The sequence below is a fragment of the Streptomyces fradiae genome (assembly GCF_041270065.1).
Classification (GTDB): Bacteria; Actinomycetota; Actinomycetes; order Streptomycetales; family Streptomycetaceae; genus Streptomyces.
The window spans coordinates 7,480,087-7,493,350 of sequence record NZ_CP065958.1; the positions used below are offsets into that span (position 1 = coordinate 7,480,087).

Annotated in this window: 13 protein-coding genes; 7 read left to right on the forward strand and 6 right to left on the reverse strand. The window is 72.9% G+C overall.

Annotated features, from left to right (window positions below):
• From JAO84_RS33970 to JAO84_RS33985, 4 genes are all read right to left on the reverse strand, one after another.
• Entirely contained in the window at positions 1 to 2,169 is a 2,169-nt protein-coding gene (locus tag JAO84_RS33970; protein WP_370416945.1) for an NHLP family bacteriocin export ABC transporter peptidase/permease/ATPase subunit, read from the reverse strand.
• Between the two features lie 62 nt (positions 2,170 to 2,231).
• A complete protein-coding gene (locus JAO84_RS33975) occupies positions 2,232 to 3,002 on the reverse strand; it encodes an HlyD family efflux transporter periplasmic adaptor subunit (protein ID WP_370416294.1) in 771 nt (256 codons plus the stop codon).
• 169 nt (positions 3,003 to 3,171) lie between these two features.
• Positions 3,172 to 3,411: a hypothetical protein gene (locus tag JAO84_RS33980; protein WP_370416295.1), complete on the reverse strand. Its 240-nt coding sequence runs from the start codon at positions 3,409 to 3,411 to the stop codon at positions 3,172 to 3,174.
• 367 nt (positions 3,412 to 3,778) lie between these two features.
• Positions 3,779 to 4,762: a LuxR C-terminal-related transcriptional regulator gene (locus tag JAO84_RS33985; protein WP_370416296.1), complete on the reverse strand. Its 984-nt coding sequence runs from the start codon at positions 4,760 to 4,762 to the stop codon at positions 3,779 to 3,781.
• 152 nt (positions 4,763 to 4,914) lie between these two features.
• Here JAO84_RS33985 and JAO84_RS33990 point away from each other — a divergent pair, with 152 nt between their 5' ends.
• From JAO84_RS33990 to JAO84_RS34005, 4 genes are all read left to right on the forward strand, one after another.
• Entirely contained in the window at positions 4,915 to 6,336 is a 1,422-nt protein-coding gene (locus tag JAO84_RS33990) for an aminopeptidase P family protein (protein ID WP_370416297.1), read from the forward strand.
• Between the two features lie 188 nt (positions 6,337 to 6,524).
• Complete coding sequence (locus tag JAO84_RS33995; protein ID WP_370416298.1) at positions 6,525 to 7,628, forward strand: substrate-binding domain-containing protein; 1,104 nt, start codon at positions 6,525 to 6,527, stop codon at positions 7,626 to 7,628.
• A gap of 42 nt (positions 7,629 to 7,670) precedes the next feature.
• The gene (locus tag JAO84_RS34000) at positions 7,671 to 8,471 is read left to right on the forward strand and encodes an ATP-binding cassette domain-containing protein (RefSeq protein ID WP_370416299.1); all 801 of its coding nucleotides are present in this window, start codon (positions 7,671 to 7,673) and stop codon (positions 8,469 to 8,471) included.
• Positions 8,468 to 9,763, forward strand: coding sequence for a sugar ABC transporter permease (locus JAO84_RS34005; protein ID WP_370416300.1), 1,296 nt, complete (start codon positions 8,468 to 8,470; stop codon positions 9,761 to 9,763). The genes JAO84_RS34000 and JAO84_RS34005 overlap by 4 nt, the downstream gene beginning before the upstream one ends.
• Before the next feature lie 40 nt (positions 9,764 to 9,803).
• Here the strand turns inward: JAO84_RS34005 and JAO84_RS34010 are convergent, their stop codons facing one another.
• Positions 9,804 to 11,000 (reverse strand): alpha/beta hydrolase family protein, encoded by a 1,197-nt coding sequence (locus tag JAO84_RS34010; RefSeq protein WP_370416301.1) that lies wholly within the window; start codon positions 10,998 to 11,000, stop codon positions 9,804 to 9,806.
• A gap of 179 nt (positions 11,001 to 11,179) precedes the next feature.
• On the opposite strand from JAO84_RS34010, the gene JAO84_RS34015 reads away from it, so the two are divergent.
• The 3 genes from JAO84_RS34015 (at position 11,180) to JAO84_RS34025 (ending at position 12,990) form a co-directional block, all read left to right on the forward strand.
• A complete protein-coding gene (locus JAO84_RS34015) occupies positions 11,180 to 11,383 on the forward strand; it encodes an antitoxin (RefSeq protein WP_370416302.1) in 204 nt (67 codons plus the stop codon).
• Positions 11,384 to 11,591: 208 nt separating this feature from the next.
• On the forward strand, positions 11,592 to 12,533 hold the full coding sequence (locus tag JAO84_RS34020) for a SigB/SigF/SigG family RNA polymerase sigma factor (RefSeq protein ID WP_370416303.1): 942 nt from the start codon (positions 11,592 to 11,594) through the stop codon (positions 12,531 to 12,533).
• Positions 12,534 to 12,708: 175 nt separating this feature from the next.
• Entirely contained in the window at positions 12,709 to 12,990 is a 282-nt protein-coding gene (locus JAO84_RS34025) for a hypothetical protein (protein WP_370416304.1), read from the forward strand.
• Between the two features lie 8 nt (positions 12,991 to 12,998).
• Here the strand turns inward: JAO84_RS34025 and JAO84_RS34030 are convergent, their stop codons facing one another.
• Positions 12,999 to 13,250, reverse strand: a complete 252-nt coding sequence (locus JAO84_RS34030; protein ID WP_265863527.1) for an EF-hand domain-containing protein — start codon at positions 13,248 to 13,250, stop codon at positions 12,999 to 13,001.
• Positions 13,251 to 13,264 lie beyond the last annotated feature (14 nt).

The window sequence follows — 13,264 nt, forward strand, 5'->3', positions numbered from 1 at the left end:
TCAGTGCTCCTTGACCAGTTCGGCGTACGGGCCGCCCGCCGCCACCAGTGCGGCGTGCCGTCCGCGCTCCACGACCGTGCCCCGGTCCAGGACGAGGATCTCGTCGCTGTCGCGCACGGTGCTCAGCCGGTGGGCGATGACCACGCACGCGCAGCCGCGCCGCCGCAGATTGTCGATGACCTCCCGCTCGGTGACCGCGTCGAGCGCGCTGGTCACCTCGTCGAGCACGAGGACGCTGGGGTCGCGGACCAGGGCCCGGGCCAGTTCGAGCCGCTGGCGCTGTCCGCCGGAGAAGTTCCGGCCGTCCTGCTCGACCCGGCTGTGGATGCCGCCGGGACGCCGTGACACCACGTCGAGGACGGCGGCGTCCGCGAGCGCGGCGCGCACCGCCTCGTCCGGCACCGACGGGTCCCACAGCGCCACGTTGTCGCGCACCGTGCCCTCGAAGAGGAAGACGTCCTGGTCGACGAAGGCGACCGAGGCGGCGAGCGCACCGCGCGGCACGTCCGCGATCCGCATCCCGTCGATCCGGACCGTGCCCTCCCCCGGCGCGTACAGGCCCGCGATCAGCCGCGAGACGGTGGACTTGCCGCTGCCCGAGCCGCCGACCAGGGCCACCTGCCGGCCCGGACCCACCGTGAGCGAGAAGTCGGCGAGCAGCGGCGCGTCCAGCGGGTTGTAGCCGAAGGTGACACCGTCGAGCTCGACATGGCCGGTGAGCCGGCGCGCGCCGGTGGCCGGCTCGCGCCGGGTGTGCACGGGGTCGACGGGGAAGTTCTCCACGTCCTTGAGCCGTGCCACGTCCGCGGTGAGGTCCTGGATCCGGCCCGCGACCCCGCCGAGCCGCGCCACCGGCGCGGTGAAGCCGGTCACCAGGGACTGGAAGGCGACCAGGAGACCCACCGTCAGATGCCCCTCCACCGCCCGCAACCCGCCGACCAGCAGGATCAGCGCGCTGTTCAGGGCGGCCAGGGTGGGCGCGACGATCGCCAGCCACGCGCCGGGCACGCCGAGCCGCTGCTGCACGTCGAGGGTGACCGCGTGCTGCCCCGACCAGCGCCGGAAGAAGCCGTCCTCGCCGCCGGTCGCCTTGATCGTCTCGATCGTCTGGAGGCCGCCGTACGAGGTGTTGGTGAGCCGGGCGCTCTCGGCGCGCAGCTTGTGCGCCCCGGTGGCCCGGACCCGCACCGTGATCCGCAGCGCCGCCACATTGAGCAGCGCGACCCCGACGCCGACGAGGGTCAGCTGGGGGTCGTACGTCCACAGCAGCGCCGCGTACAGCAGCACCACGACCGCGTCCACGCCCGCCGCCGACAGGTCACGGGCCAGCGTCTCGGCCACCTGGTCGTTGGAGCGCAGCCGCTGCACCAGGTCGGCCGGGCTGCGCTGGGCGAAGAAGGCCACGGGCAGCCGCAGCAGATGTCGCAGGAACCGGGCCCCGCCCAGGGTCGAGGAGACGATCCGGCCGCGCAGCAGATTGCCCTGCTGGAGCGCGGTGAGCACCGCCGTGAGGACAAGGGCGCAGGCCATCGCCGCGAACAGCACGCCGAGCAGCGAGGGCTGGCCGCCGATGAGGAAGGTGTCGATGTACGTGCGGCTCAGCGCCGGCACCCACGCGCCGACCGCCACGAGCAGCACGCTCGCCAGGATCGCCGCCGCCATCGTGCCCGAGGTGCCGCGCAGCCGCCCCGACACCCCGCCGAGCACGCCGGGGCGCTGCCCGCCGCGCCGGAACCCGGGGCCGGGCTCCATGACCAGGACGATCCCGGTGAAGGCCCCGTCGAACTCCTCCATCGGTACGAACCGGCGCCCCTTCGCGGGGTCGTTGACGTACACGCCGGGGCGTCCGAGGCGCCGGCCCATGCCCTCGTACACGACGTAGTGGTTGAACTCCCAGAACAGCACCGCGGGACCCCGGACCTCGGCGAGCGCCGCCAGGTCCATCTGCATGCCCTTGGCCGTCAGACCGTAACTCCGCGCCGCCTTCAGGAGGTTGCTGGCCCGCGAGCCGTCGCGGGACACCCCGCAGGCGATCCGCAGCTCTTCGAGCGGCACGAACCGGCCGTGGTGCCCGAGCACGGTGGCGAGCGCCGCCGCGCCGCACTCCACCGCCTCCATCTGAAGCACGGTGGGGGTACGGACGGGGCGCGGCCGGCGGCCCTTCGGCAGCGCCAGGGGGCGGGCCGAGCCACGCCGGGCACGGGCGGAACGGGCGTTCTTCTTGCGCGGGTTCACGGGAGAAGCCAGTCGATCGGGCGCTGCGCGGAGAGATGGACGGCGGCCGTGACCGGCGTGCCGGAGTCGGCGGCCTCGGGGCCCGCCGGGGGAGCGGGGAGCCGGACCAGGACCGCGACCGGGTTGCCCTGCCGGGTGAACTCGGCGGCCAGTCCGTCGTCGCCGAGGAAGCCGCCGATCTGCGCCCGCGACTGCGGCGCCCGGCCCACGGCGGCGACCCGGCCGCGCAGCGCCCCGCCCCGGCCCTGGCCGGCGGTGCGGACGGTGACGTCGACCGTGGCGCCCGGGCGGATCCCGGCGACGGCGCCGGCCGGCACGTAGAGCACCGCCACCAGCGGCTCGTCGGGGTCCGTGCCGCGCTCGACGGCGGCGACATCGGCGCCGGCCGTCACGACGGCGCCGGTCCGGGCGTACAGGACGGCGAGCCGCCCGGCGGCCACGGCCCGCACCTGGCGGTCGCCGTCGGCCGTACGGACCACGATCAGCGGATCGCCCGCCGCGACCGGCCTGCCCTCGGCGGCCAGGACCTCGGTCACCTGGCCCGCGACCGGACTCTGCAGCAGATAGCGCCCCTCGGCGCGGCTGAGGATGCCGGTGGCGGGCACCTTGGACGTCACCGTCCCGGTGAACGCCCAGAACGCGGCCGCAGCCGTCACGAGCACCGTGACGGCGAGCACGAGCCGCCCCTGCGGGCGCGCGAAACGCACCGGCAGATCAAGTTCTTCGGGCGATTGCAGCTTGGAAAGAGCCTTTTGGCGAAACTGCATGGACTATTCCTTCGACTGCCTTCGACCGCATTTCTCCGCCCGCCGCGAAAGGACCGCTCCGGCGGGCCCGGACGGTCCTTCCGCGGCGGGCGTCCCGGCCGGCCGGGCACCCCGGGGCGGTCAACGCCCCGAAAGCGCCCGGCCGGACCGGTCAGTCCGCTCGGTCCGCTCAGAGACCGGCGACACCGGCGTGCACCGAGACACCGGTGACACCCTGCACCAGGCCGGGGACACCCTGCACGAGGCCCTCGACGTTCTGCACGGTCTGCAGGTTGCCGACGGTGCCGAGGATGTTGGTGACGTCGCCGGCCACGGCGCCGACGAGACCGCCCTGGATGCTGACGAGGCCGCCGGAGACGGCGTCGAGCTCGGTGTCGGCGATCTCACGGGTCTCGAGGTTGTTACGCATGAAAGCGCACCTTTCATCTGATGGGGGGAATCCACTGCCGCGGCGGGCCAGATCAAAGCACGCGAACGCCTATGCGAGCCAATTTCCTTGACGCCTCGTCGGTACCGGAACAACACCGGGAGAGGCCCCGCGTGCAGCGTTTTTCACGGAACACCGACACCTTCTCCGCAGGAACGAGTAACAAAGTCGGGCGCCTCGCGGAAGGGGCAGGACGAACCGGGGTGAATTCCGACAGTACGGTCGCCGCCTTGTGCCGGACCGGGAGACGGCGGGGGAGCCCCGGTCCAGGTCACGTACACAATGTGCAGGTTCTCGGCAGACCCCGCCGCGCGCCCCGCGCACCTGGGCGGGTGCCGGAAGCGGCGCCCTACAACCACCCGGCCCGCTGCGCCTGCAGCGCCAGCTGGAAGCGGTTCGCCGCGCCCAGACGCGCCATCAGGATCTGCAGGCGGCGGAACAGGGTGCGGCGGCTGACGCCCAGTTCGCGGGCGATGGCCTCGTCGCTCGCACCGCCCGCGAGCAGCCGCAGCAGCCGCCGGTCGGCGGGCGCGAGGCCGGCCGGGCGGGCCGCGCCGCCGTGCAGGGGCAGGGCGGCGTTCCAGCTCTGCTCGAACAGCGCGACGAGCGCAGACAGCAGCCCGCACGGCTGCACCACGAGCATCGAGTTGACGACGTCCGCCTCCCGGATCGACAGCGACACCAGCGCGTACGCCTCGTCGATGATCAGCAGCTTCACCGGCACCGAGGGCAGCACCCGGGCCTGCTCGCCCGCCGCGACCGTCGGCTCGATGGAGTCCCGCAGATGCCCGGGGTGCTCCAGGGACTCCCGCGAGTAGACGACCCGCTGCCGCACCCCGCGCGCGAGCGTCGCGAGGGCGTCCTCGGTGGCGCCCGGCAGCTTCACGTACGGCGGGGACTCGAACTGCCGGATCTGCTCCCGCGCGCTCGCCCACGCCTGCCGCATCCGCGGCCCGATCGCGTCGCCGGTCACCACCTCCACCAGGTCGTCGTTGTACGCGGCCAGCCGGTGCCGCCGGAACGACTCGAAGGCGCCGCCCACCGCGATCCGCGACTCCTCGACGGCCGCCGCCCGGTGCCGGGCGAGCACCTCGAGGCCCGCCGCGGGCGGCACCGGCGCGACCGGCTCGCCCTCGCCGCCGCCGGCGCTGGCCAGACCCGCGTCGACGAGCTCCTCGTACGCGGCGGCGAGCTCCGCACCGGAGAGCCCCGCCGCCCGCCCGATCGCCCCGAGCGGGGCCGGCGCCTCGTCGAGCAGCGCCGCGTACACCCGCCCGGCCGCCGCCCCGAGCCCGAGCAGTCGCAGGGCCTCACCCAGTCTCGCGTTCGTCATGCCCCCCATTCTCGGACGCCGCGGGCACCGCTGGTGTCCGATCCGTGCCACTGGCACTTCCGTGCACCCACGGGCCGCCGCGCCCACTACCGTCCGGGTCGGACCGCACACCGACCGGAGCGGTCCCCTCCACCCGGACGAAGGGGTACGACGTGGCCAAGGCCCGCAAGAACGGTCTCTACACGGGCATCTCCGAGGAGCTGTCCGCGCTCATGCGCAGCGGCTGGGCGGACACCGAGCGGCACGACCTGACGCCCGACCCGCAGGCCCCGTACGCGGCGCGCCGCCGGGCCGCGCTGTCCGCCCGGTTCCCCGGCGAGCGCCTGGTGATCCCCTCGGGCAACCTCAAGGCCCGCTCCAACGACGACACCTACCCGTTCCGCCCGTACTCCGGCTATGTGCACATGACCGGCGACCAGGCCCGCGACGGCGCCCTGGTGCTCGAACCCCGCGCCGACGGCGGCCACGACGCCTACTGCTACCAGCTGCCGCGCGACGCCCGCGACAACGACGAGTTCTGGAGCGGCTACACCGCCGAGCTCTGGATGGGCCGCCGCCACTCCCTCGCCGAGGCCGAGACCGTCCTCGGACTGCCCTGCCGCGACGTCCGCAGCGCCGCCGCCGACCTCGCCGCCGCCACCTCGGCCGGCACCGTCCCCACCCGGATCGTCCGCGGCGTCGACCCGGCCCTGGAGGCCGCCGTCACCACCGACGAGGACCGCGACGACGAGCTGGAGGAGGCGCTCAGCGAGCTGCGCCTGGTCAAGGACGAGTGGGAGATCGGCGAGATGCGCCGGGCCGTCGACTCCACGGTCCGCGGCTTCACCGACGCCATCGGTGAGCTGTCCCGGGCCGTCGAGACCTCCGAGCGCTGGATCGACGGCACCTTCTACCGCCGCGCCCGACTGGAGGGCAACTCCGTCGGCTACGGCTCCATCTGCGCGGCCGGCGACCACGCCACGATCATGCACTGGACCACCAACGACGGCCCGGTCCGCCCCGGCGAGCTGCTGCTCTTCGACGCGGGCGTGGAGACCACCTCCCTCTACACCGCCGACGTCACCCGCACCCTCCCCATCAGCGGCACCTTCAGCGACGTGCAGCGCCGGGTGTACGACGCGGTGTACGAGGCCCAGGAGGCCGGGATGGCCACCGTGAAGCCCGGCGCCGCCTACCGCGACTTCCACGAGGCCGCGCAGCGCCACCTCGCCGCCCGGCTCGTCGAGTGGGGCTTCATCGAGGGCCCCGCCGACCGCGCCTACGAACTCGGCCTGCAGCGCCGCTTCACCATGGCCGGCACCGGCCACATGCTCGGCCTCGACGTCCACGACTGCGCCCACGCCCGCAACGAGGAGTACGTCGACGGCGTCCTGGAGCCCGGCATGGTGCTCACCGTCGAACCCGGCCTGTACTTCCAGCCGGACGACCTCACCGTTCCCGACGAGTGGCGCGGTATTGGCGTCCGCATCGAGGACGACCTGCTCGTGACCGAGGACGGCCACGAGAACCTGTCCGCCGCCCTGCCCCGCTCCTCCGCCGAGGTCGAGGCCTGGATGGCCCGCGTCGCCGGCTGACCCGCCCGGCCGGTCCCGCTCGCGGCGCCGCGTCACGGGGGCGCGGCGCCGCGAATGGAAGGCACTACGGGTTGGGGCTAATGTCGATACGTAGGCCATAAGTGCGCCGACGCTCCCGCGGTCGGGCGGATTCCGCAGCCCCACAGTCCCGCGGTGAAGGGACGGAGGGCGCGCGGAAGGAGCCGACCATGACCCGTACATTGCGAGCGGCGATCAGCGTCGCGGGAGCCGTGGCGCTGTCCCTGAGCCTGGGCGCCTGCAGCTCCGACGCCGACCAGGCGACGAACTCGGGGACGAGCGCGGCGCAGGCCGGGCAGGTGAAGATCGGCCTGCTGCTCCCGGAGAGCAAGACCACGCGGTACGAGAAGTTCGACCGCCCCTACATCGAGGCCAAGATCAAGGAACTGGCGCCCGGCGCCCAGATCGACTACTACAACGCGGCCGAGAGCCCCACCACCCAGCAGCAGCAGGTCAACACCGCGCTCGCGAAGGGTGACAAGGTACTCATCCTGGACGCGGTGGACTCCAAGTCGATCCAGTCCTCCGTGCAGAAGGCCAACGCCGCGGGCGTCAAGGTCGTCGCCTACGACCGGCTCGCGCAGGGCCCGGTTGACTCCTATGTCTCGTACGACAACAAGAAGGTCGGCCAGCTCCAGGGCCAGGCACTCCTCGACGCGCTCGGCGGCAAGGCCCAGAGCGGCGTGATCGTGATGCACAACGGGTCGCCCACCGACCCCAACGCGGCCGAGTTCAAGGCCGGCGCGCACTCCGTCCTGGACGGCAAGGTGAAGATCGGCAAGGAGTACGACACCCCCAACTGGGACCCGAACAACGCCAACCAGCAGATGTCCGGCGCCATCGCGGCACTCGGCAAGGACAACATCGTCGGTGTCTACTCGGCCAACGACGGACTGGCCGCGGGCATCTCCACCGCCCTCAAGGCGGCCGGCCTGAGCGTGCCGCTCACCGGTCAGGATGCCCAACTCGACGCCATCCAGCGGATTCTGATCGGTACGCAGACCATCACGGTGATGAAGCCGTACAAGCCCGAGGCCGACATCGCCGCCACGATGGCCGTCGACTTCGCGCAGGGCAAGCCGCTCACCAAGGACCTGGTGCCGACCACCGTCACCAGCGGCAGCGGCAACAAGGTCCCGGCCAACCTGCTGACTCCGATCGTGGTCGACAAGAGCAACATCGGTGACACCGTCGTCAAGCAGGGCCTCTACACGGTGAACGAGATCTGCACGCCGACGTACGAGGCCGCGTGCCAGCAGGCCGGTCTGAAGTAACCGCCCGGGAAACGGGCCTGGCAGGGGTCGGAGGCGGTCGGCGTGCCGGAAGCACCTGTGCTGTCACTACGGGGGATCTCCAAGCGGTTCGGCGCGGTCCAGGCCCTGTCGGGCTTCGACCTGGAGGTGCACGCCGGAGAGGTCGTCGCCCTCGTGGGCGACAACGGCGCCGGCAAGTCGACCGCCATCAAGGCGATCGCCGGGGTCAACCCGCCCGACGAGGGCGTCATCGAGTGGGAGGGCCGGCGGGTCTCCATCGGCCGTCCCCACGACGCCCAGCACCTCGGCATCGCCACCGTCTACCAGGACCTCGCGCTGTGCGACAACCTCGACGTGGTCGGCAACCTGTTCCTCGGGCGGGAACTGCGCCGCTTCGGGGTGCTCGACGAGGTCCGCATGGAGCAGCGCTCCCGCGAGCTGCTGCACACCCTGTCCATCCGCATCCCCTCGGTCCGCATCCCGGTCGCCTCCCTCTCCGGCGGCCAGCGCCAGACCGTGGCCATCGCCCGCTCGCTGATCGGCGACCCCAAGGTGGTCCTGCTCGACGAGCCCACCGCCGCGCTCGGCGTCGAACAGACCGCTGAGGTCCTCGACCTCGTCGAACGGCTCCGCGGGCACGGCCTGGGGACCATCCTCATCAGCCACAACATGGTCGACGTGATGGCCGTCGCGGACCGGATCGCGGTCCTTCGGCTCGGCCGCAACAACGGCGTCTTCGACAAACGCTCCACCACCACCGAGGAGATCATCTCCGCCATCACCGGAGCCACCGAGAGCGCCGTGACCCGGCGTCAGGCCCGCATACGCGAGGAGCGGGAGGCCCGCGGGGAGGAGTTGCCATGAGCCGCGACCGGAAGGCGGGCGGGAACGAGCGCCCCCAGAACGACACGACCCCGGCCCCCGCGCCCGAGGCCGTTCCCGCCGTCGACAGCCGGCTGATCGCCCGGGAGGAGGGCGTCCGCGGCTACCTCAACGAGTTCCGGCGCAAGATGCGCAGCGGCGAACTCGGCTCCCTGCCCGTCGTCATCGCCGTGATCATCATCTGGACCGTCTTCGGCAGCCTCGACAGCACCTTCCTGTCCGCGCAGAACCTCTCCGACCTCAGCCAGCAGATCGTCGGCACCGGCATGATCGCCGTCGGCATCGTCTTCGTGCTGCTGCTCGGCGAGATCGACCTGTCCGTCGGCTCCGTCAGCGGCCTGTGCGCGGCCATCTTCGCCGTGCTCAACGTCAACAACGGCATGAACCAATGGCTGGCGGTGCTCGTCGCCGTCGCCGGCGGCGCGGCGGTCGGCCTCATCCAGGGCTTCTTCTTCGCCAAGGTCGGCGTGCCCGCCTTCGTCGTCACCCTGGCCGGCAACCTCGCCTGGAACGGACTCATGCTCCAGGTGCTCGGCAGCACCGGCACCGTCAACATCCCCAGCGACACCATCGTCGCCGAGATGTACTCGACGATCTTCCACAGCCCGGCCACCGCCTACATCACGGCCGCCGTCGGCGTGGGCCTCTTCCTGCTCGCCTCGCTGCTCGACGCCCGGCGCCGGCAGGCCGCGCGGGTGCCGTTCCGGCCGATCGCCGAGATCGTGCTCCGCACGGTCGTCATCGCGGCCATCGCCTTCGTCGCCGCGTACATCCTCAACCAGTACCAGGGCCTGCCGCTCGCCCTGCTGATCTTCCTGATCCTGCTGGTCGTGCTGGACTTCGTGCTGCGCCGCACCCGCTACGGGCGGCAGATCTTCGCGGTCGGCGGCAACATCGAGGGCGCCCGGCGGGCCGGCATCAGCGTGCCCTTCGTACGGATGAGCGTCTTCACCATCGCCGGCACCATGGCCGCGGTCGGCGGCCTCTTCCTCGCCGGGCAGATCCAGTCGGCGAGCCAGACCTCCGGCGGCGGCAACCTCCTGATGAACGTCATCGCCGCCGCCGTCATCGGCGGCACCAGCCTGTTCGGCGGACGCGGCTCCGTGTGGTCCGCGCTGCTCGGCGCGCTGGTCATCGGCTCGATCCAGTCCGGCATGAACATCATGGGCGTCAGCAACGCCGTCCAGTTCATGATCACCGGTTCGGTGCTGCTCGCCGCCGTGGTCGTCGACTCCCTCTCCCGGCGCAGCCAGAAGGCCGCGGGCCGCGCCTGACCGGCACCGCCCCGCGACCCCCGACCGCCCGGGCAGCGTCCTACGGCTGCTGGAAGTGCACCTCCGGATGCAGCGGGCTCGGCCCCGCGAGCAGCGGCTGCGGCAGTCCGCGCAACTGCCGGTCGAAGAAGGCCGTGACATACGCGCGGGTCACCGCGAGCGCCCGGTCGGCCGGGATGTCCCCGGCGGGCAGCCCGAAGTGCTGCTGGATCACCGGCGCGTCGGTGAAGGTGAAGTGGTCGGCGCCGGACACCGTCAGCCAGCGCTTCCAGCCGTCGAGCGCCCGCCAGGTGGTGTCCCAGCTCTTGTCGACGCCACCGGGCCGGTGCATCTCGTCGTCGGTGCCCAGCATCAGGAACGGACGCCCGCCCAGCCCGCCGGCCGGCAGCTTGTCCCAGAACGAGCCGTCCATGTTCACCCCGGCGTCCACCCGCCGGTCGGCCAGCATCGCCGCCTCGGCGGCCGCCCCGCCGATCGAGTGCCCGGCCATGCCGACCCGGCTTTGGTCGATGGTCCGCGCGTACGGCCAGGTGGCGGCGGCCCGCGGCCCGGTCAGCCGGTCGAGCAGGAAGCGCACGTCCGCCGCCCGCGCGGCCGTCACGTCGGCCCCCTTGATCCGGCCCGCCTCCAACGCCTCACAGGCCACGCAGCCGAGCATCCGCCCGTCCGGGACGACGATCGCCGAGGCCTCGTAGGCGTGGTCGACGGACGCCACCGCGTAACCCCGCGATGCCAGCTCCGTCGCCAGGCTCGTCAGCGTGAAGCGCGGCATCCCGAAGCCCGGCGACAGCACCACCAGCGGATGCCGGCCGGGTGCCGGGCGCACGTCGAGACTGCTGTACGCCGTCATCCCGGCCACGGCCTTCACCGAGGCCGGATCCGTCACCCCGACGCCCGACAGGACGGTCCGGGCGACCTCCTCGGAGACGTACGGAGCGGGCGGACCCTGTGTCCCGCGCGCGGCCGGGTAGTGCATCGTCACCATCAGTTCCCGGCCGTCCGCCGTGGGCACCCACGGGTCGGGCCGGGACCGGTCGACGAGATGGAGCACGGAGCTGCCGACCGCGAACCGGCCGGTCGGGGCGGGCAGTTCCAGCGCCGGTACGGCGGGGGCGGCGGCGCGGAGGGATGCCGCGGGCGCGGCGGGCGTCGCGGCGTGGGCGGGCAGGGTGGTCGCGGGTAACGCGACGGCACAGGCGAGAAGGGCGGCCGCGGCCGCCCGGCTGAATGCGATCATGCCCAGGACGCTACGGCGCCCCGTACCCGCCCCGCGTCAGACCACGGGCGGAGTCCTACGGCCGGTCGTAGACCCCCGGTCGGACCGTTCCCTCCGTCTCACGGCGGCCAGCGGATGCGCACCCCGGACAGGTCCGGGATGCTGGGACGGACCAGGGGGGCCGTCCGAGGAGGGCCGCGATGTCCGTGATGGACAAGCTCAAGCAGATGCTCAAGGGGCACGAGGACCAGGCCGGCAAGGGCATCGACAAGGCCGGCGATTTCGTCGACGACAAGACCCAGGGCAAGTACAGCAGCCAGGTCGACACGGCCCAGGACAAGCTCAAGGAGCAACTGGGCGGCGACACCGGCACCGAGCGCCGGGACCAGCCCCCGCCGCAGTAGCGAGCCGCGCCCCCATGCGTCCGGCCGGGCCCCATCGCCCGGCCGGACGCACGTGTACCCGGATGCCGGCCACCCCTCCCTGCTGCTCCATTCGTGTCAAACCGGACCAAACAGGGAATCCTTCTGACAGGACGCTCGACCGACGGACCCCCGCCGCCGCCCCCACCGGCCGGCGGCGCAGGCCCACCGCCACCGTCGAAGGAGCCTCATGTCCGCCACCGCCTCCGCTTCCGCCCGGGCCCCCGCATCCGCCCGGGCCCCCGCATCCGCCCCGGCTCCCGCCCCCGCCTCCGCCGCCGAGACCCGGCGCGCAGCCCTCGCCGGGCTGCCCGAGGTCGACCGGCCCACCCGGGTCTCCACCGACGAGGCGCAGACCCTCTCCGCCGCCCTCCTCGTCCGGCTGCGCGAACTGGAACCCGGCACGCCCGCCCACGCGTACGTCCGCAACACCCTGGTCGAGCTCAACCTGAGCCTGGTGCGCTTCGCCGCCCGCCGCTTCCGCAACCGGCCCGAGCAGCGCGAGGACATCGTCCAGGTCGGCACCATCGGCCTGATCAAGGCCATCGACCGCTTCGACCCCGACCGCGGCATCGAGTTCTCGGCCTTCGCGCTGCCCACCGTCGTCGGCGAGATGAAGCGCTTCTTCCGGGACACCAGCTGGGCCGTACGGGTGCCCCGGCGCCTCCAGGAGCTCCGCATCGACCTGGCCAGGACGAGCGACCTCCTGGAGCAGCGGCACGGCCACCGGCCCAGCCGGGCCGAGGTCGCCGACCACCTCCACATCGGCGTGGCGGCGGTCGCCGAGGGCGAGCTCGCGGCCCGCGGCTACACCGCCCGTTCCCTGGACGTCGCGTTCTCCGAGGACGACGACACCCCGCCCCTCGTCAGCCGCCGGCTGGCCGCGCCGGAACCGTCGTACGACCTCATCGAGGACCTCACCGCGCTGAAGCCGCTCATCGCCCGAATGGGCGAACGCGACCGGCGCATCCTCTCCCTGCGCTTCGGCCAGGAACTCACCCAGGCCCAGATCGGCGAACGCCTCGGGCTCTCGCAGATGCACATCTCCCGGCTGCTCACCCGGATCCTGGACGAACTCAGGGCCGGCCTGCTCGCCGACGACGGCGCCGCCGTCCCGCCCCGCCACGCCTGACCGGCCGCTCGGCCGGTCCGCGTGGCTTTCGTGCGGCCGTCCTCCGACACGACGCACGAAAGGGTGCATCCGGCATGCTTCTCCGCATACTGGGTGAGCCGTCGTCCGCCCCGCTCATGCCGTCCGGCATGCCGCGAGGCGGGGGCGGCCACCGGGCGGCGGAAGGAGATCGTCAATGCTCATCAGCCACGCCTTCGAGGACGGCGTCCTGCACCTGTCGTTCCTGCGCGACCTCGACGTCACCAGCAGGGCCGCGGCCTTCCTGGAGACCGAGGCCCTCCTGCTGTCCCACCGGCCACGGCTCGTCCGCGTCCAGCTGCCCACCGCGGACCCCTCCCCGGCCTCCCTCAGCGCCCTCTCCCGCGCCCGCCGCCTCTGCGAGCACCTCGGGATCCCGCTGACCGTCGTGGGCCCGGTCCGCGTCGCCCCCGCACCCCCGCACCCCACGGCCGCCTAGCGGCCCCCTCACCAGCCGAAGCGGCGGTTCACGATCGCGGCGAACTCCTCGAAGCTGAGCACCTTGTCGCCGTTCGCGTCGGCCTCGTCGAACAGCGCCGAGGAGGCGTCGGCGTCCCCGACGCCCCACGCCGGAACCACCCCCTGCGCGACCAGCGTCGGCCCCTTGGCGTGCAGCGCGGCGATGACCTCGGCGCGCGTCAGGGTGCCGTCGTGGTCGAGATCGAGCGCGTCGAAGAGAACCCGGGCCTTGTCGCTCATCGCGTGTCCGTCCT

What these genes read in the sequence shown, in the direction of transcription:
- JAO84_RS33975 (WP_370416294.1), bottom strand. Translation starts at nt 3,002, where the DNA reads ATGCAGTTTCGCCAAAAGGCTCTTTCCAAGCTGCAATCGCCCGAAGAA.
- JAO84_RS33980 (WP_370416295.1), bottom strand. Translation starts at nt 3,411, where the DNA reads ATGCGTAACAACCTCGAGACCCGTGAGATCGCCGACACCGAGCTCGAC.
- JAO84_RS33985 (WP_370416296.1), bottom strand. Translation starts at nt 4,762, where the DNA reads ATGACGAACGCGAGACTGGGTGAGGCCCTGCGACTGCTCGGGCTCGGG.
- JAO84_RS33995 (WP_370416298.1), top strand. Translation starts at nt 6,525, where the DNA reads ATGACCCGTACATTGCGAGCGGCGATCAGCGTCGCGGGAGCCGTGGCG.
- JAO84_RS34005 (WP_370416300.1), top strand. Translation starts at nt 8,468, where the DNA reads ATGAGCCGCGACCGGAAGGCGGGCGGGAACGAGCGCCCCCAGAACGAC.
- JAO84_RS34010 (WP_370416301.1), bottom strand. Translation starts at nt 11,000, where the DNA reads ATGATCGCATTCAGCCGGGCGGCCGCGGCCGCCCTTCTCGCCTGTGCC.
- JAO84_RS34015 (WP_370416302.1), top strand. Translation starts at nt 11,180, where the DNA reads ATGTCCGTGATGGACAAGCTCAAGCAGATGCTCAAGGGGCACGAGGAC.
- JAO84_RS34020 (WP_370416303.1), top strand. Translation starts at nt 11,592, where the DNA reads ATGTCCGCCACCGCCTCCGCTTCCGCCCGGGCCCCCGCATCCGCCCGG.
- JAO84_RS34025 (WP_370416304.1), top strand. Translation starts at nt 12,709, where the DNA reads ATGCTCATCAGCCACGCCTTCGAGGACGGCGTCCTGCACCTGTCGTTC.
- JAO84_RS34030 (WP_265863527.1), bottom strand. Translation starts at nt 13,250, where the DNA reads ATGAGCGACAAGGCCCGGGTTCTCTTCGACGCGCTCGATCTCGACCAC.